We start from the raw sequence: 22,996 nt of genomic DNA, 5'->3' as shown, positions 1-22,996 counted from the left end.
GCGCCGCTGAGCGACGCCTCACTTCCCGGGACGGCGCGGGATCACGGCGGCGGCCTGCGGATCCACACCTCTCGGGTGGCTCTCGCCCCGCCGGAACCGGCATCGGATCCGGAGTCCGAAGGGACATGGGACTCGAATGCGCCGAGCTTCGACCAGCCCCAGGCGTGCAAGGTCCCCGCCGCCGCGTTCTCGCGGCCGTCGTCGCCGGACCGGTCCACGGCCGCGACGACCAGATCGGTGTCGAGGCGGGCCAGCAGCCACTCACCCAGGCGTGTTGCGATGCCACCACGGCGGTGGGCCGGCAGCACCATCAACTCGGCCAGCTGAAACGTCCGGCCCGAGGCGGTGAGTTCCTCGATGTCCGTGGGCAGCTCTCCTCGAAGGCTCGACCACCAGTCTCCGGTACGGGCGATCCGGAACCCGTAGGCGCAGCCGACCAGGCCGCCCATGTCAGCGACCACCATGTCGAAGGCCGGGCATTGCACATGCTGCTCGAAGCGGCTCAGAAAGCTTTGGCGGTCGCGGTATTCGGCGCCGGCGGCCCCATGGTAGGCCGCGACGTGGACGTCCGCGACGGCGTCCCGCTGCTGCTCGGCCTGCCATCGGGACAGCCTGCGCAAGTACACCTCTGACATCTGAGCCTCTCCCCCCGGGGCCGCGGGACGTAGATCCCCGGACTCGGCATGGTGCCAGCAGGAGTCGACGGGGTAAACACGGCGTCCGGCCCCGGAGTTGCGGAAGGCCACGGCGGTGACCTCGGGGCTCACTTCACCGTGACCAGGCGGCTCCGCCGGGAGATGGCTGCCCGGTCCGAGGAGGTGTCATCCCCGTACTCCCAGGGTTCCTCGGAATCGTGGTGCCGGTCAGCCATGGAACCGCCGTGGAGGGCGTGTTCCGCGGCCATGAGCGCGCTTGCGGTCGTCGGAGGGCCGGAGCTGTCGCTCGCGGCGGTCATCAGGCGGCCGGCTGCCGGGGCGCTGGTCTCCGGGGGTACCACCAGAAGGTTCCAGGTGCCGGTGGTGTGGGAGAGCAGCAGGATCTTGTGGGGGTCCAGCTCCGTGGTGAACCAGCCGACCTTCACCATATGACCGTTGACGGGCACGGTGTCCGGGATGGCCGGCCAGTACGTCGGGTTGACGGCGATCCGGGTGATCCGTCCGGACAGGGGGTCCAGTACGTCGGCCAGAGTGGAGAGTTCGTCCGTCAGATCCCGGGAGCGGGGCCACTAGGCTCCGTCGAGAGGTCCTCGGGAGGTGCTGACGGTCTTCAGCGCGAGACGAGCGGTCGGAGCCCTGAAGGGCACGATCCGCAGTGGAGGTTGGTCGGTGGTCGCGGACATCGCGCGTACCCGTCTTCCGGCCGCTGCTCGGGATGGCGGCCCGGTGTCGTCACTCGCCGAGAACGACATCGGCATGGCGGCCGGTGTGCGAAGTACTCTCGATGCCTCCACGTTACTCCCGCGGCAGGTCGGACGGCCCCTGTCGGGACACCGGTTCCGAACACCGGCCGGGACGGCCTCGGTCTCGGGTGGGATCACCAACAGGTCCCGACGGCCACCGGTGCGGGAGAGCAGCAGCAGTTCGTACGGGTCCTGCTCGGTCCTGAACCGGCCGACAGACGGTCGACCTGGCGTGGGTTCCAAGGGTCGGCTCGGACCGGACCGGGGCACCCTCGCGAGCCGCGAGTCCAACGGCTCCGGCGCAAACACGCCGGAGCCGCCCTTCCGGGCGGTTGCACGTGAGAGTGAACCAACCCAAAACCAACGATACTGCGGTCAGCGCGGCTCGGGCATCGTCCGGGCGGACCTCTTGGCGGTCTGGTTCGCGGCTCGGAGGGAGCCGGACGGCTTCAGCGCTCGCGTGACATCGCCGGACCTCCGGATCGCGGGAAGTCGTGGTTCCGCGGGGGCAGGGCGGAGCGGGAAGGGGAATACTCGACCGAACGATCCGGAGTGGCATGGCCCTACGCCGTGGGCTGTCAGTGAACGCCCGGCGTCCTCCCCTGGCAACACGACATCGGCATAGGGGAGTTCCGGGGCTGGAGGCGGGCCTGGGCTTGCTGGGGTGAAAGCGGTGACCTCGGTGAAGGTGTCGGCTGTGGACGCCTGTCCCGCGCGCTGTCGGTTGTCCTCGGGCAGGACTATGGTGTGTGTGACGCCCCGGTCCCCGGTTTCGATGCTGTGTTCAGCTCCCGGGGAGGCCCACTGTGTTCGTTCTGCTTGTCGTTCTGATCGTGGTCTTGTTCGGCTTCGGTTTCCTCAACCCCATCTGGTGGGTCGCCGCAGCTGTTCTGGTCTTCGGAGCCACCCGTCACGGCCGCCGTGGCGGGGGTTCGGGCCGCGTCGGCCGGCCGGACTTCGGTGACTACCAGGAATACCGGGACCGCCGGGAGCGTCATGACCGCTGGGACCGCCGCTACAACCGTCAGCACCGAGCGCGCCGGAACCGCGAGGACCGGCGGGACCGCGAGCGCCGCGGGTGACCGAGGAGGTGCCCGGGCGCGTGGACACCGTCCCCGCCGACTGCCGACTGCCGCTGCCGGGTGCCAGGTGCCGAAGCCGCAGCGAGGGGAGGAGCGTACGTCAGGCCCTGTTCCGCTCGCCCTGCAACGGCTCTAGGCTCCCGACAGGGCAGGCGGGACTTCGTCCGTGTCGGAATCGACGGAACCGCGAGTCCCCTCCCCAGGCTCCCAGCCCCCGAGTCGCAATCGAGGCCGGCCGGAGCCGCATCGCCGGAGATCGCGGCTCCAGCTTCCGTCCTCCCGGCGTTTCCACTCGGGGTGCTCCCGCAACCCCGCCGCCGCGGAGGGCAGCGCGCGCGGACACGATGGCCGGGGGGCCTCGCGTCCTCGCGACCACGGCCGCCGCCGCGCACCAGCGGCGGCGGCCGTCCGACGCGTGACTCAGAAGGCCGAGGCTTGGTGGCATACGCATGTCCCTTGCGCCGCACGGCATGGGGCGTTCCACTCGCGGAGATCCGAGCCCGGTGAGCCCCATCGCACCCGCACGCGCCGATGGCCGCCTTCGCACGAGCCGCGGGTCGCCCTCGCGCGGGCCGGACACGCGAACGCATCCGGGTTTCATTCCAGGGCCAAGCAGCCGATCACCGTGTTCGGAGACCGCATGCGAAACTGCCGCGATGACCTTAGAAACGATCACCGCGACAGCGGCGGGCACCTGGAAACTCGGCGAACTCACCGTCAACCGCATCGGATTCGGCGCGATGCGGCTGACGGGCAGCGCGGCCTTCCATCATGGGACGCCGAGCGACCGCGCACGCTCGATCGCCGTGCTGCGGCGCGCGGTCGAGCTGGGCGTCGACCACATCGACACCGCCGCCTTCTACTTCTCCTCACTGCGTTCCGCGAACGAGCTGATCAACAGCGCGCTCGCGCCGTACGCCGATGAACTCGTCATCGCCACGAAGGTCGGGCCCTTCCGCGACTACGCGGGGGAGTGGGGCGCCGCCGCCCGGCCCGACCAACTGCGTTCCCACGTCGAGGAGAACCTGCGCCAGCTCGGGCGCGACCACCTGGACCTGGTGTACCTCCGCCGCATGGGCCAGGACTCGATCGCCGAACACTTCGGAGCGCTCGCCGACCTGCGTGACGCGGGCCTGATCCGGTACCTCGGCATCTCCGACGTAGAGACCCGGCATCTCGACGAAGCCCGGGCCATCGCACCGGTGGTGTCCGTGCAGAATCGGTACGGTCTCGACTTTCCGTCCCTTGAAGGCGACGCCGTCCTGCGGGCCTGCGGCGAGCACGGCATCGCCTTCGTGCCGTTCTTCGCCATCGCGGGCAACGGTGGCGCGCTGGGCCCTGGGGACGGCGACGAGGCCGAGGTGACCGCCGTCGCCGAGGCGCACGGCGCGACGCCCGCCCAGATCCGCCTCGCCTGGACCCTCCGGCAGGGCCCGCACGTGCTCGCCATCCCCGGCACCGGCAACCCGGACCACCTGGCCGAGAACATCGCGGCCGGCGCCCTGCGCCTGACGGACGCGCAAGTCGCCCGCCTCGACGCCCTGCACACCCGGGACACCGGGGTCGAATGAGACCGAGGGCCCCCGCCCTGCCGGGGCAGGGCGGGGGCCCTTCGCGCTCAGCCCGCGGACGCGCTCAGCGGGTAGTGGTCCGAGAGATTCGTGTACGTGTAGTCGGTGCCCCAGCTGGACACCGTCCACGGCGCGCACTGCTCCTTGACGACCTCGTTCTTCCAGACCGCCGGGCGCGCGTGACCGGCCCGGTGGAGGACGTAGTCGAGATCCTCGCGGGGGTCGGTCGGGTAGCGGTCCAGGGCGATCGAGTTCTCCTGCGTGTCGAAGGAGTACAGGTGCCCGGTCCGCGCGTTCGCCCCCACCAGGTCCGCGTCCGCGAGCATCGAGGCGTACTCCGTGCTGCGCGAATCGACGTTGAGGTCGCCGGCGACCAGGATCTGTTCGTCCGCCGGGATGTTCCTGGCGTCCAGGAACGTGTCGATGGCCTTGAACTGGCGGCTGCGCATCGACGCCGCCTCCCCGGTGCCGCAGCCGGAGTCGGTGGACTGCGCATGGGTTCCGATCACATGGACCTTGGTGCCGTTCACATTCAACACCACATAGGCGAAGCCCTTGTTGGACCACCAGTCCGCGCCGCACGCGTCCTTGTACACGTACTGCTCCTTGCGGACGATCGGCCACTTGCTCAGCACGGTCACCCCGCCGTCCTCCGGCGTGGCCGACGAGTACGCCCCGCCCGTCGCGTCCCAGCCGCTCTTGCTCCGCCCGACGACCGGGGTCTGGTACGGGTACTCGGCCGCCGCCGCGCCCTTCAGGGCGTCCGACGCCGCGTTGTCGAACGCTTCCTGCAGGACGACGACGTCGTTCCCACGGAAGAACGAGGTCTTCGGTATCTCGGCGGCCCGGTGGTCCTGTCCCCAGTTCGGGTACAGGTTCTTGCTCATGAGGAAGACGTTGTACGTCAGCACCCTCATCGAAGGCGTTGTCGCTTCGGCCGCCGACGCCGGCGAGGCTCCGACGAGCCCGGCTGCGGTCAGAGACAGAACAAGCATGGCTGCGCCCTGCGTACGGCGCAGTGAGGAGAGCGGCACTGGGTCTCCCTGTGAGTGAGGGGGGTTGAGTTGCGCGGCACATCAAATCACCCGCGATTACTGTCAGGTAACTCCCGTGCACGGAAAGGATGTCGCCGACAAGTACGTCCGGAGGCGGACCCGGTGCGATCTTCCGGGGCAGGCCGCGTGCCGACGTGGACCCCGGCCCGGCACCCGGAGTCGAACCAGCGGCAGGACATGAGGCCGCTCCGCCGTCGTCGTCTTCGTGATCAGGCGGCCTCGGCGCTGCCGTCGATCACCCCGCGGGCCGGGGTGGACGAGGTGCCCGCGCGTTCCTCGATGCGGAGTCAGGGGGGAGGTCGCGACGGTCGCCGGGTCCGTCGCGGCGCTCTTCGGTCGTGGGGCCCGGGCGGAGACGGGGTGCCGATGCCGCGGAGCGGACGCCGGGGAGGAAGCGTGCGCCGACGTACGTGAACAGGCTCAGCCAGCAGATCGCGAACAGCCAGCCGCCCAGGACGTCGGAGAACCAGTGAACGCCCAGGTAGACACGGGAGAGGCCGACCAGCACGGCCCACCCGGCGCTGAGCAGGACGAGGGTTCTCCCGCACCGCGGGGCCCGGGCGAGCACCGCGAGGACGAGCAGTCCGCCGGTGACGGCGGAGGTCGTGGTGTGTCCGGAGGGGAAGGACCAGCCCGAGGCGTGGGTGGCCCAGTCCGCCAGGGGAGGACGGGGGCGGGCGACCAGTGACATCACGGCGAACCGGACGGCCTGCGCGGCGGCCAGACAGCAGACGCACGCCGTGACGGTGCGGACCCGCTGCCGCGCCGTCCGTCCGAGGGCGAGGCCCGCCACGACGACCAGCGCGTACGGGACGACTCCCGTGCCGGTGTACGTCACGCCGCGGGCCAGGGCCAGCGCCACGTCCGGGCGGTGCGCGAGGGACCAGGAGGTGAGGGCCGTGTCGACGGACAGGGGGGCGCCCTCGTGGCCCGTCACGATCAGCGTCAGCAGGACGAACGCGACCAGGCTTCCCGTCGCCACCAGGCGCACCACCGCCGTCGAACGGGCGACGTGGCCGGTGTCAGCGCGCTTCACGACGGGGACCGAGGGGCATCGGCCTCGCGCGCGGGCGCGAGGCCCGGGGCTGCGGACATGGGTGTGGCCCCTTTCGGTGGCGGGCGCGCACGCGTCAGGAGACCTCGCCCGCGCCGACCGCGATCCGGCGGTCGGTCTACACAACTGTAGACGAATCGGGGTGGGAGATCACTCCCGCGTCGCGCACGGGTCCAGGATCAGCCCCTTGTCGCCCGGCCGTCCGTGGTCCCCCCATGTCGACCGGCGCCCACGCCCGCCCATGTCGCTCGGCGCCCACGCCCGCCCGTGTCGCCCGGCGGCCACGCCCCCGTTTCGCCCGGCGGCCACGGCCCCCCGGTGTCGCACGGGGGGGCCGCGGCCGACATTCCCATGTCGCGGGGACCGGGATCCCGCCCGTGCCGCCCGGCAGAGATCGCCTGCACCCGGCGGAGATCGCCTGCACCCGGCGGAGATCGCCTGCACCCGGCGGAGATCCTCGCCGAGCCGCTTGACGGGATGCCGTACGCTACGTGTTACGTATAACCCTGGAGAGGTCCGATGAGACGCATCGCCCTGGTCACCCTCGTCGTCGACGACTACGACGAGGCGATCCGCCACTACACCGAAGCTCTCGGTTTCCGCCTGGTCGAGGACACCCCGAGGCCCGACGGCTCCCGCTGGGTCGTCGTCGAGCCGGGCACGGACGGCGGCGGGACCGGACTGCTGCTGGCCCGGGCCAAGAACGACGCGCAGCGCGGCCGGGTCGGCGACCAGACCGGCGGACGCGTCGGCTTCTTCCTGCACACCGACGACTTCGCCCGCGACCACGCCCGGATGCGCGCCGCGGGCGTGACCTTCCTGGAGGAGCCCCGCCACGAGCCGTACGGCTCGGTCGTCGTCTTCCAGGATCTGTACGGCAACCGCTGGGATCTGCTCCAGCCCGCCGAATGACCTGGCTCCTCCCACCCTCCCTACCCGAACGACCTGCCGAGGAACTCCGCACATGACCGCGCCCCGCATCGACATCGACACGATCCGCCGCCTGCCCAAGGCGGTCCTGCACGACCACCTCGACGGCGGTCTGCGCCCGGCCACCCTGGTCGAGCTCGCGGAGTCGGTCGGCCACACCCTGCCCACCACGGACCCGCAGGCACTGGCCGACTGGTACTACGAAGCCGCCAACTCCGGTGATCTGGTGCGCTACATAGCCACCTTCGAGCACACCCTCGCCGTGATGCAGTCCCGCGAGGGTCTGCTGCGCACGGCCGAGGAGTACGTCCTCGACCTCGCCGAGGACGGTGTCGTCTACGGCGAGGTGCGGTACGCGCCCGAGCTGATGGTGAACGGCGGGCTGACCCTGCCCGAGGTCGTCGAGACCGTGCAGGAGGGCCTGGCGGCGGGCATGGCCAAGGCGGCCGCGGCGGGCACCCCGGTGCGCGTCGGCACCCTGCTGTGCGGCATGCGGATGTTCGACCGGACCCGGGAGATCGCCGACCTCGCGGTGGCGTTCCGGGACGGCGGAGTCGTCGGCTTCGACATCGCGGGCGCCGAGGACGGCTTCCCGCCCGCCGACCACCTGGCCGCCTTCGAGCACCTGCGCCGCGAGAGCGTCCCGTTCACCATCCATGCCGGTGAGGCCCACGGTCTGCCCAGCATCCACCAGGCCCTCCAGGTCTGCGGCGCCCAGCGCATCGGCCATGGCGTCCGTATCACCGAGGACATCGTGGACGGCAAGCTCGGCCGCCTCGCCGGCTGGGTGCGCGACCGCCGCATCGCCCTGGAGATGTGCCCGACCTCCAACCTCCAGACCGGCGCGGCGACCTCCATCGCCGAGCACCCCATCACCAACCTGCGCGACCTGGGCTTCCGCGTCACGCTCAACACCGACAACCGCCTGGTGTCGGGTACGACGATGACCCGGGAGATGTCGCTGCTCGTCGAGGAGGCGGGCTGGGGCATCGAGGACCTGCGCACCGTCACGGTGAACGCGGTCAAGAGCGCGTTCCTCCCCTTCGACGAGCGCAAGGCCCTCATCGAGGACGTCGTGCTTCCGGGCTACGCCGGCTGAAGCAGTCCGCGTACGTAGGCGGCCTGTCCGACGTGCTGGAGATCGTCGGACAGGACGCTGACCAGGCGTACGCCCAGGGTGACCGGCGGGTCCCAGCGCTCGTCCACGACGCGCTCGAGGTCCTGGGCGGTCAGTCCGCCGATGTACGCGAGGGTCCGCTCGTGAACGGCGTCGTAGTAGGCGATCAGCAGGTCACCCGACTCCACCCGTACCCGGGCGACCTTCGGGGACGTGTGGCCGTACCCGGTGTCGCGCCGCGGCAGGTCCAGCCCGTAGCGCTTCGCCCAGTCCTCGGTGAGCCAGACCTGCTCGGTCCCGGCGGCGCCGGCGACATGGTCGTCCTGGATGCGGGTGAGATGCCAGACCAGCCATGAGATCGAGTTGGCGGTCTCGCTGGGACGGGCGTTGAGGTCGTCCGGCGGGAGGCCGTCGACAGCGGCATGGACTTCTTCGCGAATACGGCCGAACGCGTCGATGAGGATGTCCTTCGCAAGCATGGATCCACCATCGCGCATCGGGCCCGTCCCTGCGTCCGGAACCCCGCGTCGGGCCCGCCGCCGTGTCACGCGGCAGCCCGGGGAGCCGGGCGGTCCCGCGCGGGTGCGCGGGTGGTACCGCGCCGGTGCCGGGTGGGCCCCGTGGACCCGCGGGGTGGTGTCAGACGCCTTCCCGCGAGGTGTCGAGAAGCAGCATCAGGGCCCGCGCGGCCGGGCTCGTGGCCTCCGGCGGCGGGAGCATGGCGACCGTCTCGTAAGACCCTTCCGAGACGCCCTTGAAGGGGAGCGAGGTGAGGTCGCGGGCCTCGCGCTTGAGACCGAAGTGGCGTGGTACGACGGCGATTCCGAGGCCTTCGTGGACGAGTTCCAGAAGACTGTGGACGTCGTTGACCTCCAGGGTCACCGTCCGCTGCACGCCCGCCGCCGCGAACGCCGCGTCGGTGGTGCGCCGCGGACCCCAGTCGGGGTGGAAGTCGACGAAGGCCTCCCCGCCCAGCTCCTCGGGCGTCACCACGGCGGCGGTCGCGAGATGGTGCTCCGGGTGACACAGCACGGTCATCGGTTCACTCGTCAGCGGGACCGACCGCAACTGCTCGGAGTCGGACCGCGTCCGTACGGCGAAGGCCAGGTCGAGACGGCCCGCCGCGACCTCCTCCGCCAGCGCCTCGGAGCCCGCCTGCCGCAGCCGGATCTCGACGTCCGGATGACGCCGCCGGAAAGCGGCGAGCAGCTTGGCGCAGTGCACGCCCGCGATGCACTGTTCGGTGCCGAGGGAAAGAGTGCCGCGCAGCACGCCCTGTACGGCTGCCACGGCGTCGTGCGCCGAGCGCACCTGGGCGAGGATCCGCTCCGCCTCGACGAGCAGAGCGCGACCGGCCTCCGTGAGGGTGACCCGGCGGGTCGTACGGACGAACAGCGGCGCCTGGAGCTCCCGCTCCAGCGCGCGGATCGACGACGACAGGCCCGACTGCGACACCATCAGCCGCTCCGCCGCCCGGGTGAAATGCCGGTCCTCGGCGACGGCGACGAAATGCTGAAGATGGCGCAGTTCCATGAGGCACAAGCCTAAGCGCCGAGCGGTGGGGGCCCGTACCGATTGAGAAGCCGGCTCGCTCAATCCCATCCGATCCTCCCGTTGGACCACCGCCCTCGGGGGCGCGAGAGTGGAGACCTGATTCCCCGGCCTCCCAGGAGCACGCGTTGTACACCGCACACCCCGACCGTTACGCGGACATGCCCTACCGGCGCACCGGACGCAGCGGCCTGAAGCTCCCCGCGCTGTCGCTCGGCCTGTGGCACAACTTCGGCCCCGACCGGCCCGTGGACATCCAGCGCGCGATCCTGCGCCGCGCCTTCGACCTCGGCGTCACCCACTTCGACCTGGCGAACAACTACGGCCCGCCGCCCGGCGCCGCCGAGTCCGCCCTCGGCGACGCGCTGAGGGCCGACTTCGCGCACCACCGCGACGAGCTGATCGTCTCCACCAAGGCCGGATACCTGATGTGGCCGGGCCCGTACGGCGAATGGGGCTCGCGCAAGTACCTGCTGTCCTCGCTCGACCAGAGCCTGGGCCGTTTGGGCCTCGACTACGTCGACATCTTCTACTCGCACCGCCCCGACCCGGAGACTCCCCTCGAGGAGACGATGGGCGCCCTGCACTCGGCGGTCCAGCAGGGCAAGGCGCTGTACGTCGGCGTCTCAAACTACTCGGCGGAGCAGACCCGCGAAGCCGCCCGCATCCTGGCCGAGCTGGGCACCCCGCTGCTCATTCACCAGCCGCGCTACTCGATGCTCGACCGCCGTCCGGAGGACGAGGGCCTGCTGGACACGCTCGACGAGCTCCAGGTGGGTTCCATCGCGTACTCGCCGCTGGAGCAGGGACTGCTCACCGGCCGCTACCTCGACGGCATCCCGGAGGACTCGCGGGCCGCGAGCGACAGCCCGTTCCTGAGCGCGGACACGGTCACCGAGGACCTCGTGGGCCGCCTGCGGACCCTCGACGAGATCGCCAAGTCCCGTGGCCAGTCGCTGGCCCAGCTGGCGCTCGCCTGGGTGCTGCGCGGCGGCCGGGTCACCTCCGCCCTGATCGGCGCGAGCAGCCCGCGTCAGCTGGAGGACAGCGTCGCGGCCATCGGCAACCTGGAGTTCACCGCGGACGAGCTCGCCCGGATCGACGCGGTGGTCAAGGCGTAGGGCCCGCGGCGGCCAGCAGGCCGTTCAGACCTGCACCGAGGCCCTACGGAGGCGGTCGCCCGCTTCCGTGGGGCCTGGTGAGGACCCGCCTCCGGGCCCCGCGGGCGGCGGCCTTCCGCGCGGCCACGTGTGTCGCCACCGGCTTGGACACCGCCGTGCACGCCGCTACGCGGAGAGCCGCTCCTCCAGGCGTACGGTCACCGTGTCGCCCTCCTCCTTCCCGATGGCCTTGCGCACGTCGGCCTTGACCGGCAGCTTGTGGGTGCCGTCGCCGAGTGCCATGAACGAACTGCGGAAGGGCCGTCCGTCGATCGTGCCGCTGACCTTGACCAGCCCCCGGGTTCCGAAGAACGCGACGGACTCCGGCCAGACCACATAGGTCCAGCCGCCGTGCTCGGGGCTCTTCCGGAGCACCGCCGTGAATTCCGCGTCGACCTTGCTCGCCGTGCTCATGAGGTCCTCCCGGTCCCGTGGTCGTCCTCTTCAAGAGACCACCGGGAGCGGGAGAACTCATCGCGGGAGGCCGGACGCCGCCCCGGCTCAGGCCGGAACGCGGTCCAGGAACCCGTGCACGCTCCGGATGCGGCCCTCGCCGTCCAGGACGATCACGTCGAATCCGGCGACGGGCGCCGAGCCGTCCGCCCCGGCGACCAGCTCCCAGCCGAAGCGGGCCGTGTCGTGGTGCCCGTCGACAGCGCCCCGCAGACGGAAGGCGAAGCCCGGGAACTGCTCGTGCGCGGCCGTGATCACGGCGGCGATCTGCTCGTGCCCGCGGACATCGGCGAGCGGGTCGGTGTACCTGCCGTCCGGGGTCCAGGCGGCGGCCACCGCCTTCGTCAGCGTGTCCCGCCCGCCCGCGTTCCAGGCCTCGAAGTAGCGGGTGACGGCGGTCTCGTAGCGGTCGGTGTTCGCGGACATGGTGAACCAGCCTCCATCGAGGGACGTATCCATGGTCGGGGTCCGCATGCCGGGCCGGTGTGCCGCTCCGGGATGCGATACGACCACCCTGCCGGGCACCGCGCGGAGCGTCGATTACCCCGCGGGTAATGCCCTGGACCGGGGCCCGGAGGCCCGGTTCGCCGGCGGTGCCGTTTCGGCCAAAGCCTGCGGTGAATATGCCAAGAGACTGGCTGGAATCACATGGTGACAGTGTGTCAGTAGTGACGATACTCAATCACTAGGGCAATTCAGCCACGCCCGGGCACCAGCACGGTGCACTGCACATGAGCCGCAGGGAAAGAGAGGCCGGACCGGCGACGAGCGACGCCACTGGGGGAAGATCGTGCACGACGAATTCCTGTGCCATGTCACCGCGTACGGCATATGCGGCGGTCAGCGAGTCGGCGTACCCCTGGGCACCTATCGCGCGCCGACCCTCGCACTGGCCCTGTGGTGGATGCGGGACCGGGCGATCTGGATGGCCGAACGGCTCGATCCGCAGCCGGAGGATCCCACCTTTCCGCCGAACTCGATCGCGCCGGTGGGGGAGAGCGTCCCCGACGTTCCGACGATGCTGCGCGCCTGGTGCGGTGACTCGGTGCAACAGGAGCTGGTGGCAGACGAATTGGCCGCCGGAAAACTCGTCCGCGTCTCCACCAACGACGACACCACCGAGTACGAGCTGCTCGCGGAATCGGTGGACGCGGTGCGCATGCACCGCACCGCCGCGGTGCTGGGCATCTCCGCCGCCTGACCGTTCGCGGGGCCCGGCCGCGTGGTGCTGATCAGGCGCACATGTGGGCGAATAGCTAGAATTCTGGCATGGCAGAGAGGCAGATCGCGGCGACTGCACCCGAGCTCGTCCTCGAAACCGAGACGGGCTCGACGGTGATGAGTCCGAACCACGACTACCACGTCGGACGCGATCCGCTGTGCGATGTAGTGATCGACGACGTCCGGGTCTCCTGGCACCACGCCGTGCTGCGGCCCGAGGCCGATCACTGGACGCTGGAGGACGAGAACAGCACGAACGGCACCTACGCCGACGGCCGGCGCGTCCACGAGTGGGGCGTCGGACCCGGCAGCGTCATCCGCTTCGGCAGTCCCGCCGACGGCCCGCGTGCCGTCCTCGTGCACCGCCCGCCACCTGCCGCGGAGCGCCCCTCGGCCGTCTCCATGCCGGCAGCCACCGGCACCTTCAGACAGCCGACCACCGTACGGCCGCTGCCCTCCCGGACGGTCCGTATCGGCCGCGGCGGCGACAACGACCTGGTCATCGACGACCTGATCGTCTCCCGGCACCACGCCGAACTGCTGGCCCGGCCCGACGGGACGTACGAGATCGTCGACCTCGGCAGCCACAACGGCACGTTCCTCAACGGTCAGCCGGTCGACCGTGCCCTGGTCACACCCGGTGACATCGTCGGCATCGGACACTCCGCGTTCTCCCTCGTCGGCGACCAGTTGCAGGAGTACGTCGACAGCGGCGAGGTGTCCCTCGATGTCCAGGACCTCGTCGTCGAGGTGGACCGGGGCCGCAAGACGCTCCTGGACCAGGTGTCCTTTCCCGTCGGCGAGAAATGTCTGCTCGCCGTCGTCGGACCGAGCGGTGCCGGAAAGTCCACGCTCCTGAACGCGCTCACCGGACAGCGGCCCGCCGACCACGGCACGGTTCTCTACGACGGCCGCGATCTCTACCGCGACTACGCCGAGCTGCGCCAGCGCATCGGACTCGTCCCGCAGGACGACATCCTGCACGCCCAGCTGACCGTACGCCGCGCGCTCACCTACGCCGCGGAACTGCGCTTTCCGCAGGACACGGCCAAGGCGGAACGCAAGGCGCGGGTCGACGAGGTGATCGGCGAGCTGGGCCTGGAGCAGCGCGCGGACCAGCCCATCCACAGCCTGTCCGGCGGACAGCGCAAGCGCGTCAGCGTGGCCCTCGAGCTGCTGACCAAGCCGTCCCTGCTCTTCCTCGACGAACCGACCTCCGGACTCGACCCGGGTATGGACCGCTCCGTGATGCACATGCTGCGCGGCCTCGCCGACGACGGCCGGACCGTCATCGTGGTCACCCACAGCGTGCTCAGCCTGGACGTCTGCGACCGGCTCCTGGTCCTCGCGCCGGGCGGCAAGGTCGCCTACTACGGGCCGCCCGACGACACCCTCGCCTTCTTCGGCTACCGGCAGTGGCCCGAGGCGTTCGAGGCCTTCGAGCGCGACACGGACCGGGACTGGGCGACGGAGTACCAGGACTCGCCGTTCCACCGCCAGTACATCGCCAACTCCAGCTCACAGCCGCGAGTGGCGGACGACGGCACCGGAAGACTCGTCGGACCGCCGCCCAAGGCCCAGAGCTGGGGATCCCAGCTGCGCACCCTGGTCCGCCGCTACGCCGCCGCGCTCAGCGCCGACCGGACCTTCCTCGCCATCATGATCGCCCTGCCGTTCGTCATGGGCGTGATGGCACGGGCGCTGGCCGGCAGCAGGCTGACCCAGGAGACGGCGATGAACGCGCTGCTCATCCTGTGTGTCGGCGGTGTCCTGACCGGCGCGGCCAACGCCGTGCGGGAACTGGTCAAGGAACGGACGATCTACCAGCGAGAACGGGCCGTCGGTCTGTCCAGATCGGCGTACCTGATGTCCAAGGTCGTCGTCCTCGGCGCCATCACGGTGCTCCAGGCCGTCGTGCTCACCCTCGTCGCCCTGCTCGGCGTCGACCTCAACGCACCCGGCGGCGAAGGGGTCCTGATGCCGCCGCTCGTGGAGATCACGTTGGCGGTGGCCCTGCTCGCCTTCACCGCCATGATGCTCGGCCTCCTCGTCTCCGCCGTGGTGCGCAAGGAGGAGGTGACGATGCCGCTGCTGGTGCTGCTGGCCATCGTCCAGGTGGTGTTCTGCGGCGCCCTGCTGAAGCTGCACGGCGTCCCCGGCGTCGAGCAGTTGTCCTGGCTGGTGCCCTCCCGCTGGGCCCTGGGCGCGATGGCCGGGACCGTCGGCCTCGCCCGGATCGTCCCCGGCGAACTGACCGGCGACCCGCTGTTCCGGCACTCGACCGGCGTCTGGCTGCTCAACATGGGCATGCTGATCGTGCTCTCCGTCGTCTTCGGCTGGCTGGTCGCGCGGCTGCTGCGTCGGCACGAGCCCGCGGTCATGCGGAAGTAGGCGCCGATGACGAGCCCCGGCTTCCGCCCCACCCATGTCGTTCCGCAGGACGGGCTGCCCGCCTGGGAGACGCCGGACTCGTCGCGGCCCACCGTTCCCCTCGACGCCCTGCTGCCCGTCGAGCTTGTCGACCGGCTCGGGGACTGGGGGCGGGTGCTCTGCGCGAACGGCTGGTCGGCCTGGGTCGACGGCCGGCTGCTGATCGCCGTACCGCAGGGACCGCCCGCGGCGAGCAGTCCGCTCGCCCGCACGGCTGATCCGCGCCCGCTGCTGGCCCGTGTCGAGGAGGCCCTCGTCGCGTACCGGAAGGCGGCCGAGGAACTGGCGTCCGGGCAGCTCGACGGGGAGGCTTTCGGCGCCCGGACGGAGGGCCGCCGGATCGGGGTGGTCGTCGACGGCGAGTCGCTGTGGATGTACGACGCCGAGCACGAGAGGTGGGTGTACTGCGACGGGACGCGGCTGAGCACCTTCGCGGCCGAGCGCACGCCCGCGCGACCGCACAAGGTCGGGCAGCCGCAGCCGCAGCCGCAGGACCAAGGCCCGCCCCAGCGCCGGGACCAGGGCCCGCCGCAGGGCCCGGACCGGGAGCAGGAGCCGAGGAAGGTGCACGAGCACGAGCAGGACCCTACGAGGGTCGTGAAGGAAGCGGCTCCCGGCGGACACGAACCCACCCGCCTGGTCACCTTCGACGGCGACGAGCGGGGCGAGGACTGATGGACGGCGCCGGGCACGACCGGGGTGACGGCTGATGAAGGACGAGTCCCGGCGCGACACCAGCCTGTTCTCCGGGCGGCCCTCCGATCTGATCGGACGGCAGATCGCGGGCTACCGGATCGAGCGGGAGATCGGCCGCGGCGGGATGGCCGTCGTGTACCAGGCCAAGGACCTGCGCCTGGACCGCACCGTCGCCCTCAAGCTGCTCGCCCCGGAACTCGCCCGCAACGACACCTTCCGCGGCCGCTTCACCCACGAGTCGCGGGTGGCCGCGGCGATCGACCACCCGCACATCGTGCCGGTCTTCGAGGCGGGCGAGACGGACGGCGTCCTGTACATCGCCATGCGCTACGTCGCCGGGCGCGATCTGCGTCATCTGCTCGACCGCGAGGGTCCGCTGCCCGTCGCGGTGGCCGCCCGGATCGCCCTTCAGGTCGCCTCCGCCCTCGACGCGGCCCATGACCACGGCCTGGTGCACCGGGACGTGAAACCCGGCAACATCCTGGTCGCCCAGGGCACCGACAGCGACCACCCCGAACACGTCTATCTCACGGACTTCGGGCTGACCAAGAAATCCCTGTCACTGACCGGTTTCACCAGCGTCGGACAGTTCGTGGGCACCCTCGACTACGTGGCGCCGGAGCAGATCTCCGGCAAGCCGGTCGACGGCCGCTGCGACGTCTACAGCCTCGGCTGCGTCGTCTACGAGACGATGGCGGGCAAGCCGCCCTTCCAGCGCGACGACGACATGGCGCTGCTGTGGGCCCACCAGTACGACCAGCCGCCGGCCCTGACCACGAAGCGCCCCGACATCCCGGACGCGGTCGACGCCGTCCTCGCGAAGGCGCTGGCCAAGAGCCCCGACGACCGGTACGACTCGTGCCTGGCCTTCGTGAGCGCGCTGCGGATCGCCGCACGGGGTCCGCTGACCGGAGGCGGCAGCGGGTCGCGGACGGACGTGGGGGCCGCCCCGGCACCGGGACGGCCCGGGCCGCCGCCGGAGCCGCCGGGATGGGCCCGGCCGGTGTTCAGACGCTGAGGAGCCCCCGTCGCGTCCGCCGAAGGCATGCCTGCCGCGGCCGGGATCAGCGGGACTCGATCTCACCCCTGCGGCGGACGCCCTTGGCCAGGAGCGCGCCGAGGAAGCCGGTGACGAGCCCCCACAGCACGGCCAAGCCGAGAGCGCCCCACACCTGGGGTTTCAGGAAGAGTTCCCCGTTCAGGCCGCCTCCGACGTCACCGAGACCGAGGATCGACAGACCGTAGTGCGCCGAGATCCGGCCGAGAAGACAGATCATGAGCACCGTCAGGGCGAGCGCGACCGCCATGTGGAGGGCATGCTGCCAGGCGCGCGTCCGGGCCGGTGAACGGGCAGCCATCAGGAACGCCGCCCCGAGGAGCAGGACGGCGTCGACGGCCGGCAGCCACCAGATCCTGCCGTCGTAGTCGCCGAGGGTGCGGAGATTGACCGCGGAGACGTCCGGGGTGCGCAGCACCTCGTCGAGCACACGCGGCATCGGCAGCCCGAACGGCCCGTCCACCCGTCCGTTCCAGGTGGCGCCCAGACCGACCGTGAACGCGAGCCAGACGAGGTTGGGCAGACCGAGGAGCATCACGGCGAAGGTCTCGGACACATGCCCGCGGGTCGCGGCCACCACCAGCCCGATGACCACACCGAGGCCGACGCACGTGAGCAGGAGGACCACCATGGCGTACGCGGCCGGTCGCACCGACTGCTGGAAGCGCAGCAGTCGGGCGGGGAGCGGCGCGCCCCGCGAGACGAGCAGGGCGATCACGATCACGCCGAGGAGCCACAGCACTCCGAACACCAGCGTCTGTGCCACGTCGGCCTTGAAACCCACCTCGGGCGTTGCGCCGAACAGGTCGCCGATGGCGCCGATGGTGCCGTCCCCGAGGTCGACGGTGAAGTTCTGGCGGGCCGCGACGACCGGCCCGATCAGGGCGAGCAGCCACAGGACGGCGATCCGGCCAGCCCACCCGGCCAGTTCCGGTGCGCCGGCGACGGCCCGGTGCCGCAGTGGCCGCAGGAATCCCGCGCCCAGCACCAGCGCACCGGCCAGGGTCACCGACAGCGGAATCACCGTCAGACCCGCCTTGGTCTCGGCGATCGCTCCCGCGTCGCCGGTGAACTCGATCGTGCCGCCGACCGCCGTCACGACGGTGGCCGCGACCACCCGCGGATAGGCGTTGTCGGGGAGATCGGTGGCGCCGGACGCCCACAGCCCGAGGGCGGCGACCACCCCCATGAGGACCAACCCGGCCAGAACGGTCACGAGGGCCTGGACCCAGCCGTGACGGGCGGCCGGACGCGCACCGCTGCGGTGGGCCGGCTGTTCGGACGGTGTCTGGGGACTCACGCTGCCACGCTAAGCAGGGCCGACTCGCTCCGCCCCTCGGGAGGGCCGACCGCGTCGGCTTGCGGGCATTGCCGGATCGGAGCACACAATGGGTGCGTTGTGGAAGAAAACGGCGCAAAGCATCTGAGCGCCGCGACATCCCTCCGTCGGGAAGAAGACTCGTGAGTGTCGAACCGCCGTCCTCCGGCCGCCCCACCGGACCGCCTTCGGGCCCGCTGTCGGGCCCGTCGCAGCCGAGCCCGACCCAGCCCATCGGACGCCCGCCCGCCGGACCGCCGCCCAGCGGCGCGTCCGGCGCGGGAAGCGGAGCCGGTGGTACGGGAGCCGGTGGGGATGGCCCCTCCGGACCCGGCGGTGGAGCGGGCGGGCCCGGAGGAGCGGGCGGCGGACCCGAGCGCCCCTGGTGGCGGTCGGCGCCACGGGTCGCGCTGATCACCGGTGTCGTCGCGGCGGCCGTGATCCTGGGCCTGGTCTTCACCACCGGCAACGGCGGCAGCAAGAACACCGGCAGCGAGGTGTTCCTGCAGTCCGCGAGCAAGACGGGGCCCGATCCGTTCACCGAGTCGACCGCCAACGACAGTTCCACAGAGCCCCAGACCCCCTCGACGCCGGCCGCGTCGGCTCCCGCCAACGCGACCCGGGCGGTGAGCGGCTCCGCGCCCGGCCTCTACGGCGGCACCCGCAACGTCGCCAGCTGCGATGTGGAGAAGCAGATCAGCGCGCTCCAGGCGGACCCGGCGAAGAACAAGGCGTTCGCCTCGGTGGAGGGCATCCAGCCGGACGCGGTCCCCGCGTACCTGCGCTCCCTGACCCCCGTACAGCTGCGCATGGACACCCGTGTCACCAACCACGGCTACCGCAACGGCGCCGCCACGAGCTACCAGGCGGTCCTCCAGGCCGGCACCGCCGTCCTCGTCGACGCCCGTGGTGTGCCCCGAGTGCGCTGCGCGTGCGGCAACCCGTTGCTCACGCCGGTCCCGCAGAAGGGCACCCCCAAGCCGACCGGCGACTCATGGCCGTCGTACCGCTCGCAGAACGTCGTGGTAGTCGCGCCCTCGACGACGATCATCGACGTGTTCGTCATCTACGACCCGGACAAGGACGAGTGGATCGCCCGGCACAGGGGCGACGACACGCACCAGGACAAGAAGACGCACCCCCCGGTGAACCCCTCACCGTCGGTGAGTGTCTCGAAGTCCCCGTCGCCGTGCGCCTCCTCGCCCGGTGGTAAGCCGTCGGCACCCGGAAGCGCGTGCCCGCCGAGTTCACCGTCGTCCGACAGCTCGTCGCCGTCGTCGTCCTCCTCCTCTTCCTCCTCCTCTTCCTCGTCCCCTTCCTCGCCCTCTTCCTCGCCGTCCTCCGTGAAGCCGGAGAGCCCGTCCAGCGCGCCTCCGTCGACCGTGACGGAGTCGGCCCCGTCGTCCGGCTCGGCGTCCGGTTCGGCGTCCGACGGTCTGACGACACAGTCGTCGGCGGCGTCCTCCGCCGTCTCCTCTCCCAGGTCGGCCAACGGCGCGCCGCGGTACGCGGCGACATCCCCCGAGCTCTGAGGAGCCGTCTCGACGCCGGACGCGGCGGCAGATCCCGTCCCGCCGGGTGGTGTTCCGCCGGATTCACCGAGAGCGCAATGCCGGTCCCTTCCCGTACGGCCCGGCGCTTCTAGGCTGAAGGGGTGAGCAACCACGTGCCGAACGAAGCCCGCGTCATTCCCCTGCGCCCGGTGGCGGCACCGGCGCCCTCCCGGACCCCCGCGGCGGCTGACGCCCCGGCACGGGTGCCGCAGCGGCCCCGGCCGGTCCTCTCGCCGGGCCGGGGGCCGGCGGCTGCCGGGCCCACGGGCAGGGAGCCGTTGTGGCGCGACCTCGTCGGTGACGTCCTGCGCCGCGAGCGCCTGGCCCAGGAGCGGACGCTCAAGGACGTGGCCGACGAGGCCCGTATCTCCATGCCCTACCTCTCCGAGGTGGAGCGCGGCCGCAAGGAGGCCTCCTCCGAAGTCCTCGCGGCCGCCGCTCGCGCCCTCGGCCTCGGCCTCACCGAGCTGCTGTCGCTGGTCCAGCACGAGCTGACCCGGCGCGAGCCGGCCCGGCACACCCGGGCCGGGTCCGGCCGGGGCCGCTCCGCCTCGACCTCGCGGTACGACGGCATGTGCCTCGCCGCCTGACCTCGGCCGGCCGGCGACGGAACGGGTCAGGGCAGGGCGAGACGGCGGCTCAGGACCTCGTCCGCGAGCCCGTACGCCACGGCCTCCCGCGCGGTGAAGATCTTGTCGCGGTCCATGTCCGCGCGCAGGGTGGCGATGTCGTGATGAGTGTGCCGGGCGAGGACCTCCTCGACCTGCGAGCGGATGCGGAGCATCTCCTTGGCCTGCAGGCTGAGGTCCGAGACCGTGCCCTGACGCCCGCCGCTCGCCGGCTGGCCGAGCAGGACGCGGGCGTGCTCCAGGACGAACCGCCGTCCCGGATCACCTCCGGCCAGCAGCACCGCGGCCGTGGTGGCGGCCTGCCCTACGCAGAACGTCGAGATCGGCGCCTGCACGAAGGTCATCGTGTCGTAGATCGCCATCAGTGAAGTGAAGGAGCCGCCGGGCGAGTTGATGTAGATCGCGATCTCGCTCTCCGGACTCGACGACTCCAGATGGAGGAGTTGCGCGATGACGACGTTGGCGACGCCGTCGTCGATCTCCGTGCCGAGGAAGATGATCCGCTCGGAGAGCAGCCGGCTGAAGACGTCGTACGACCGTTCGCCCTGCGGGGTCCGCTCGACGACGTTCGGAATCGTGTACGTACCCATGTCAGAGTCCCATCCGTCGCCGTGACGCGGCCGGGCGGACGTCGTCGAGCGACTCCACGACCCGGTCCACCATGCCGTACTCCTGGGCCTGTTCGGCCGTGAACCAGCGGTCGCGGTCGCCGTCCCTGGAGATCGTCTCCTCGCTCTGGCCGGTGTGTTCCGCGGTGATCCGTTCGATGGCCCGCTTGGTGAACTCGAGGTTCTGCGCCTGGATCTCGATGTCGGCGGTGGTGCCGCCGATGCCCGCGGAGGGCTGGTGCATCATGATCCGCGCGTTCGGCAGCGCGAAGCGTTTGCCGCGGGTCCCCACGCTGAGCAGGAACTGCCCCATGCTCGCCGCGAATCCCATCACGAGCGTGGAGACGTCGTTGGGGATCAGCCGCATGGTGTCGTAGATGGCGAGGCCCGCCGTCACCGATCCGCCCGGACTGTTGATGTACAGGCCGATGTCGGTGCGCGCGTCCTCGGCGGACAGCAGGAGAAGCTGGGCGCAGACCCGGTTCGCGGAGACCTCGTCGACCTGGGTGCCGAGGAAGACGATCCGCTGGGCGAGCAACTGCGCGGCCAGATGGTCGTCGAAGCGGGTCGTGGGGGTGTTGCCCTCCTCGGCCCGCGGCGCGTGGGCCGGATACCGGCCGGTGATGAGGGGAGTCATGGATCCTCCTGGTCGTGACGCGGCGGGCGTCGCCGCTGACTCCACTCTCGGTCCGCCGGTGGTGCCGGTACGGCCTTCTCGGCCGGCAGCAGATTCGCTGTGGGCAGAGCCCGAAAGCCCGGTGGCCCTGTACCGGAATTCTCCGACGACTCCTCCGACGACTTCTACGACGGCGGCGGCGCGGGGAACGGTAGAAGTTCCGGCGCTCTCCTCAGGCGGTCTCGCGGAGTTCGCGGAAGAACGCCCGGACGTCCGCGACCAGCAGGTCCGGTTCCTCCATCGCGGCGAAGTGGCCGCCCCGGTCGAATTCGGTCCAGCGGACGATGCTGTCGGTGCGCTCCGCGACATGGCGCAGCGCGACGAAGTTCTCCTCGGGAAAGACGGCGAGCGCGGTCGGCGCGACCGACGGCTCGGGGGGCGTGCCCGCATAGGCGGCGTGGGCACGCTCGTAGTAGATCCGCGCGGAGGAACCTGCCGTGCCGGTCAGCCAGTAGAGCATCACGTTGGTGAGCAGCAGATCCCGGTCGACGGCGTCCTCGGGACGGTCCTGCGAGTCCGTCCACTGCCGGAACTTCTCGGCGATCCAGGCGAGTTGGCCGACCGGTGAGTCGGTGAGGGCGTAGGCGAGCGTCTGCGGCCGGGTCGCCTGGATCGCCGCGTATCCCGCTTCGTCGCGGTTCCACTGCCGGCCCCGCCGCCAGGAGGCGAGGGTGCGCTCGCGCTCCACCGGGGGCAGCGCGGCCAGTTCCCCGGGGGTCGGCTCGGTGACGGCGGACGAGCCGGGCAGCAGATTGAGGTGGACGCCGATCACCCGGTCGGGATGGGCCCGCCCCAGTTCGCGCGAGACGGCCCCGCCCCAGTCCCCGCCCTGCGCGCCGTAGTGCCGGTAGCCGAGACGGTCCATGAGTTCGGCGAACGCGGCGGCCACCCGGGTGAACTCCCAACCGGTGTCCCGCGTCGGCCCCGAGAGCCCGAATCCGGGAATGCTCGGCACGACCAGATGGAAGGCGTCGGCCGGATCGCCGCCGTGCGCGCGCGGATCGGTCAACGGCCCCACCACATCGGTGAATTCGACGATCGAACCGGGCCAGCCGTGCGTGATGATCAGCGGGGTCGCGTCGGGTTCCGGTGACCGGATGTGAGCGAAGTGCAGACGGGCCCCGTCGATCTCGGTGGTGAACTGCGGCCAGGTGTTGAGGCGTGCCTGCGCCGCGGGCCAGTCGTAGGTGTGCCGCCAGTACCGCACGAGGTCCTGGAGGTAGTCCCTCGGGACTCCGTAGGCCCAGCCCACTCCGGGCAGTTCGTCGGGCCAGCGGGTGCGGTCGAGGCGTTGGTGCAGGTCGTCCAGGTCGCTCTGCGGGAAGTCGATGCGGAACGGATGGACGCCGGGGGTGTCGCTGAGGTTCACGTTCATGTCCGCGGATGGTAACTCCGCGCGCGGCGCGTCCGGCAAGGACTTTTCCCGGCGCCGGAAG

At 71.2% G+C, this 22,996-nt stretch carries 23 protein-coding genes; 11 read left to right on the top strand and 12 right to left on the bottom strand.

All coding sequences use genetic code 11. The features are described from left to right. Positions 1-41: 41 nt before the first annotated feature. Both ACWD68_RS04530 and ACWD68_RS04525 read right to left on the bottom strand, forming a co-directional pair. Positions 42-635: a GNAT family N-acetyltransferase gene (locus ACWD68_RS04530; protein ID WP_451804992.1), complete on the bottom strand. Its 594-nt coding sequence runs from the start codon at positions 633-635 to the stop codon at positions 42-44. 128 nt (positions 636-763) lie between these two features. Beyond that, entirely contained in the window at positions 764-1,165 is a 402-nt protein-coding gene (locus tag ACWD68_RS04525; RefSeq protein WP_451805149.1) for a DUF5994 family protein, read from the bottom strand. A gap of 1,040 nt (positions 1,166-2,205) precedes the next feature. Between ACWD68_RS04525 and ACWD68_RS04520 the strand changes: the two genes are divergently transcribed. Both ACWD68_RS04520 and ACWD68_RS04515 read left to right on the top strand, forming a co-directional pair. Next, positions 2,206-2,481, top strand: coding sequence for a hypothetical protein (locus ACWD68_RS04520; RefSeq protein WP_451804991.1), 276 nt, complete (start codon positions 2,206-2,208; stop codon positions 2,479-2,481). A 656-nt stretch (positions 2,482-3,137) separates the two neighbouring features. After that, positions 3,138-4,052, top strand: a complete 915-nt coding sequence (locus tag ACWD68_RS04515; RefSeq protein ID WP_451804990.1) for an aldo/keto reductase — start codon at positions 3,138-3,140, stop codon at positions 4,050-4,052. 47 nt (positions 4,053-4,099) lie between these two features. On the opposite strand, the gene sph is transcribed toward ACWD68_RS04515, so the two are convergent. Both sph and ACWD68_RS04505 read right to left on the bottom strand, forming a co-directional pair. Continuing rightward, a complete protein-coding gene (sph, locus tag ACWD68_RS04510; RefSeq protein ID WP_451804989.1) occupies positions 4,100-5,086 on the bottom strand; it encodes a sphingomyelin phosphodiesterase in 987 nt (328 codons plus the stop codon). 256 nt (positions 5,087-5,342) lie between these two features. Then, positions 5,343-6,143, bottom strand: a complete 801-nt coding sequence (locus ACWD68_RS04505) for a phosphatase PAP2 family protein (protein ID WP_451804988.1) — start codon at positions 6,141-6,143, stop codon at positions 5,343-5,345. Between the two features lie 537 nt (positions 6,144-6,680). Here ACWD68_RS04505 and ACWD68_RS04500 point away from each other — a divergent pair. After that, positions 6,681-7,073, top strand: a complete 393-nt coding sequence (locus ACWD68_RS04500; RefSeq protein WP_266755195.1) for a VOC family protein — start codon at positions 6,681-6,683, stop codon at positions 7,071-7,073. 52 nt (positions 7,074-7,125) lie between these two features. Further along, positions 7,126-8,190, top strand: a complete 1,065-nt coding sequence (locus ACWD68_RS04495) for an adenosine deaminase (RefSeq protein WP_451804987.1) — start codon at positions 7,126-7,128, stop codon at positions 8,188-8,190. Here ACWD68_RS04495 and ACWD68_RS04490 read toward each other — a convergent pair. Together ACWD68_RS04490 and ACWD68_RS04485 are read right to left on the bottom strand one after the other, a co-directional pair. After that, the gene (locus ACWD68_RS04490; protein ID WP_451804986.1) at positions 8,178-8,687 is read right to left on the bottom strand and encodes a mycothiol transferase; all 510 of its coding nucleotides are present in this window, start codon (positions 8,685-8,687) and stop codon (positions 8,178-8,180) included. The two genes, ACWD68_RS04495 and ACWD68_RS04490, sit on opposite strands and share 13 nt — an antisense overlap. Before the next feature lie 160 nt (positions 8,688-8,847). Then, positions 8,848-9,741, bottom strand: a complete 894-nt coding sequence (locus ACWD68_RS04485; protein ID WP_451804985.1) for a LysR family transcriptional regulator — start codon at positions 9,739-9,741, stop codon at positions 8,848-8,850. A 146-nt stretch (positions 9,742-9,887) separates the two neighbouring features. On the opposite strand from ACWD68_RS04485, the gene mgrA reads away from it, so the two are divergent. Then, entirely contained in the window at positions 9,888-10,880 is a 993-nt protein-coding gene (mgrA, locus tag ACWD68_RS04480) for an L-glyceraldehyde 3-phosphate reductase (RefSeq protein WP_451804984.1), read from the top strand. Positions 10,881-11,045: 165 nt separating this feature from the next. Here mgrA and ACWD68_RS04475 read toward each other — a convergent pair whose 3' ends face one another. Both ACWD68_RS04475 and ACWD68_RS04470 read right to left on the bottom strand, forming a co-directional pair. Beyond that, the gene (locus ACWD68_RS04475; protein WP_451804983.1) at positions 11,046-11,333 is read right to left on the bottom strand and encodes a DUF1905 domain-containing protein; all 288 of its coding nucleotides are present in this window, start codon (positions 11,331-11,333) and stop codon (positions 11,046-11,048) included. Positions 11,334-11,420: 87 nt separating this feature from the next. Beyond that, positions 11,421-11,798 (bottom strand): nuclear transport factor 2 family protein, encoded by a 378-nt coding sequence (locus ACWD68_RS04470; protein WP_451804982.1) that lies wholly within the window; start codon positions 11,796-11,798, stop codon positions 11,421-11,423. Positions 11,799-12,162: 364 nt separating this feature from the next. Here ACWD68_RS04470 and ACWD68_RS04465 point away from each other — a divergent pair, with 364 nt between their 5' ends. The 4 genes from ACWD68_RS04465 to ACWD68_RS04450 all read left to right on the top strand — a co-directional run bounded on the left by ACWD68_RS04465 (position 12,163) and on the right by ACWD68_RS04450 (position 16,737). Next, positions 12,163-12,573, top strand: a complete 411-nt coding sequence (locus ACWD68_RS04465) for a hypothetical protein (RefSeq protein WP_451804981.1) — start codon at positions 12,163-12,165, stop codon at positions 12,571-12,573. 68 nt (positions 12,574-12,641) lie between these two features. Next, a complete protein-coding gene (locus tag ACWD68_RS04460; protein ID WP_451804980.1) occupies positions 12,642-14,984 on the top strand; it encodes an FHA domain-containing protein in 2,343 nt (780 codons plus the stop codon). A 6-nt stretch (positions 14,985-14,990) separates the two neighbouring features. Then, a complete protein-coding gene (locus tag ACWD68_RS04455) occupies positions 14,991-15,698 on the top strand; it encodes a hypothetical protein (protein WP_451804979.1) in 708 nt (235 codons plus the stop codon). Positions 15,699-15,732: 34 nt separating this feature from the next. Beyond that, positions 15,733-16,737 carry a serine/threonine-protein kinase gene (locus tag ACWD68_RS04450; RefSeq protein WP_451804978.1) on the top strand — a complete coding sequence of 335 codons (1,005 nt, stop codon included), beginning with the start codon at positions 15,733-15,735 and terminating at the stop codon, positions 16,735-16,737. 46 nt (positions 16,738-16,783) lie between these two features. Here the strand turns inward: ACWD68_RS04450 and ACWD68_RS04445 are convergent, their stop codons facing one another. Further along, positions 16,784-18,076, bottom strand: coding sequence for a streptophobe family protein (locus ACWD68_RS04445; RefSeq protein WP_451804977.1), 1,293 nt, complete (start codon positions 18,074-18,076; stop codon positions 16,784-16,786). A gap of 161 nt (positions 18,077-18,237) precedes the next feature. Between ACWD68_RS04445 and ACWD68_RS04440 the strand changes: the two genes are divergently transcribed. Both ACWD68_RS04440 and ACWD68_RS04435 read left to right on the top strand, forming a co-directional pair. Continuing rightward, positions 18,238-19,626 (top strand): DUF6777 domain-containing protein, encoded by a 1,389-nt coding sequence (locus tag ACWD68_RS04440; RefSeq protein WP_451804976.1) that lies wholly within the window; start codon positions 18,238-18,240, stop codon positions 19,624-19,626. 122 nt (positions 19,627-19,748) lie between these two features. Then, the gene (locus ACWD68_RS04435) at positions 19,749-20,237 is read left to right on the top strand and encodes a helix-turn-helix domain-containing protein (RefSeq protein WP_451804975.1); all 489 of its coding nucleotides are present in this window, start codon (positions 19,749-19,751) and stop codon (positions 20,235-20,237) included. 26 nt (positions 20,238-20,263) lie between these two features. Here the strand turns inward: ACWD68_RS04435 and ACWD68_RS04430 are convergent, their stop codons facing one another. The 3 genes from ACWD68_RS04430 to ACWD68_RS04420 form a co-directional block, all read right to left on the bottom strand. Beyond that, on the bottom strand, positions 20,264-20,866 hold the full coding sequence (locus ACWD68_RS04430) for a ClpP family protease (RefSeq protein ID WP_451804974.1): 603 nt from the start codon (positions 20,864-20,866) through the stop codon (positions 20,264-20,266). Position 20,867: 1 nt separating this feature from the next. Beyond that, entirely contained in the window at positions 20,868-21,521 is a 654-nt protein-coding gene (locus tag ACWD68_RS04425; RefSeq protein ID WP_451804973.1) for an ATP-dependent Clp protease proteolytic subunit, read from the bottom strand. 211 nt (positions 21,522-21,732) lie between these two features. Continuing rightward, positions 21,733-22,935, bottom strand: coding sequence for an epoxide hydrolase family protein (locus ACWD68_RS04420; protein WP_451804972.1), 1,203 nt, complete (start codon positions 22,933-22,935; stop codon positions 21,733-21,735). Between the last annotated feature and the right edge of the window lie 61 nt (positions 22,936-22,996).

The sequence above is a fragment of the Streptomyces sp. NPDC005141 genome (genome assembly GCF_053599975.1).
Note: the sequence above shows the minus strand (reverse complement) of the source record. Positions and strands in the feature narration are given on the sequence as shown.

Excerpts from the sequence above, each read along its gene's own strand:
- ACWD68_RS04460 (WP_451804980.1), top strand. The coding sequence starts at position 12,642 with ATGGCAGAGAGGCAGATCGCGGCGACTGCACCCGAGCTCGTCCTCGAA.
- ACWD68_RS04450 (WP_451804978.1), top strand. The coding sequence starts at position 15,733 with ATGAAGGACGAGTCCCGGCGCGACACCAGCCTGTTCTCCGGGCGGCCC.
- ACWD68_RS04470 (WP_451804982.1), bottom strand. The coding sequence starts at position 11,798 with ATGTCCGCGAACACCGACCGCTACGAGACCGCCGTCACCCGCTACTTC.
- ACWD68_RS04475 (WP_451804983.1), bottom strand. The coding sequence starts at position 11,333 with ATGAGCACGGCGAGCAAGGTCGACGCGGAATTCACGGCGGTGCTCCGG.
- ACWD68_RS04495 (WP_451804987.1), top strand. The coding sequence starts at position 7,126 with ATGACCGCGCCCCGCATCGACATCGACACGATCCGCCGCCTGCCCAAG.
- ACWD68_RS04490 (WP_451804986.1), bottom strand. The coding sequence starts at position 8,687 with ATGCTTGCGAAGGACATCCTCATCGACGCGTTCGGCCGTATTCGCGAA.
- ACWD68_RS04455 (WP_451804979.1), top strand. The coding sequence starts at position 14,991 with ATGACGAGCCCCGGCTTCCGCCCCACCCATGTCGTTCCGCAGGACGGG.
- ACWD68_RS04430 (WP_451804974.1), bottom strand. The coding sequence starts at position 20,866 with ATGGGTACGTACACGATTCCGAACGTCGTCGAGCGGACCCCGCAGGGC.
- ACWD68_RS04530 (WP_451804992.1), bottom strand. The coding sequence starts at position 635 with ATGTCAGAGGTGTACTTGCGCAGGCTGTCCCGATGGCAGGCCGAGCAG.
- ACWD68_RS04425 (WP_451804973.1), bottom strand. The coding sequence starts at position 21,521 with ATGACTCCCCTCATCACCGGCCGGTATCCGGCCCACGCGCCGCGGGCC.
- ACWD68_RS04500 (WP_266755195.1), top strand. The coding sequence starts at position 6,681 with ATGAGACGCATCGCCCTGGTCACCCTCGTCGTCGACGACTACGACGAG.
- ACWD68_RS04420 (WP_451804972.1), bottom strand. The coding sequence starts at position 22,935 with ATGAACGTGAACCTCAGCGACACCCCCGGCGTCCATCCGTTCCGCATC.
- ACWD68_RS04515 (WP_451804990.1), top strand. The coding sequence starts at position 3,138 with ATGACCTTAGAAACGATCACCGCGACAGCGGCGGGCACCTGGAAACTC.
- ACWD68_RS04485 (WP_451804985.1), bottom strand. The coding sequence starts at position 9,741 with ATGGAACTGCGCCATCTTCAGCATTTCGTCGCCGTCGCCGAGGACCGG.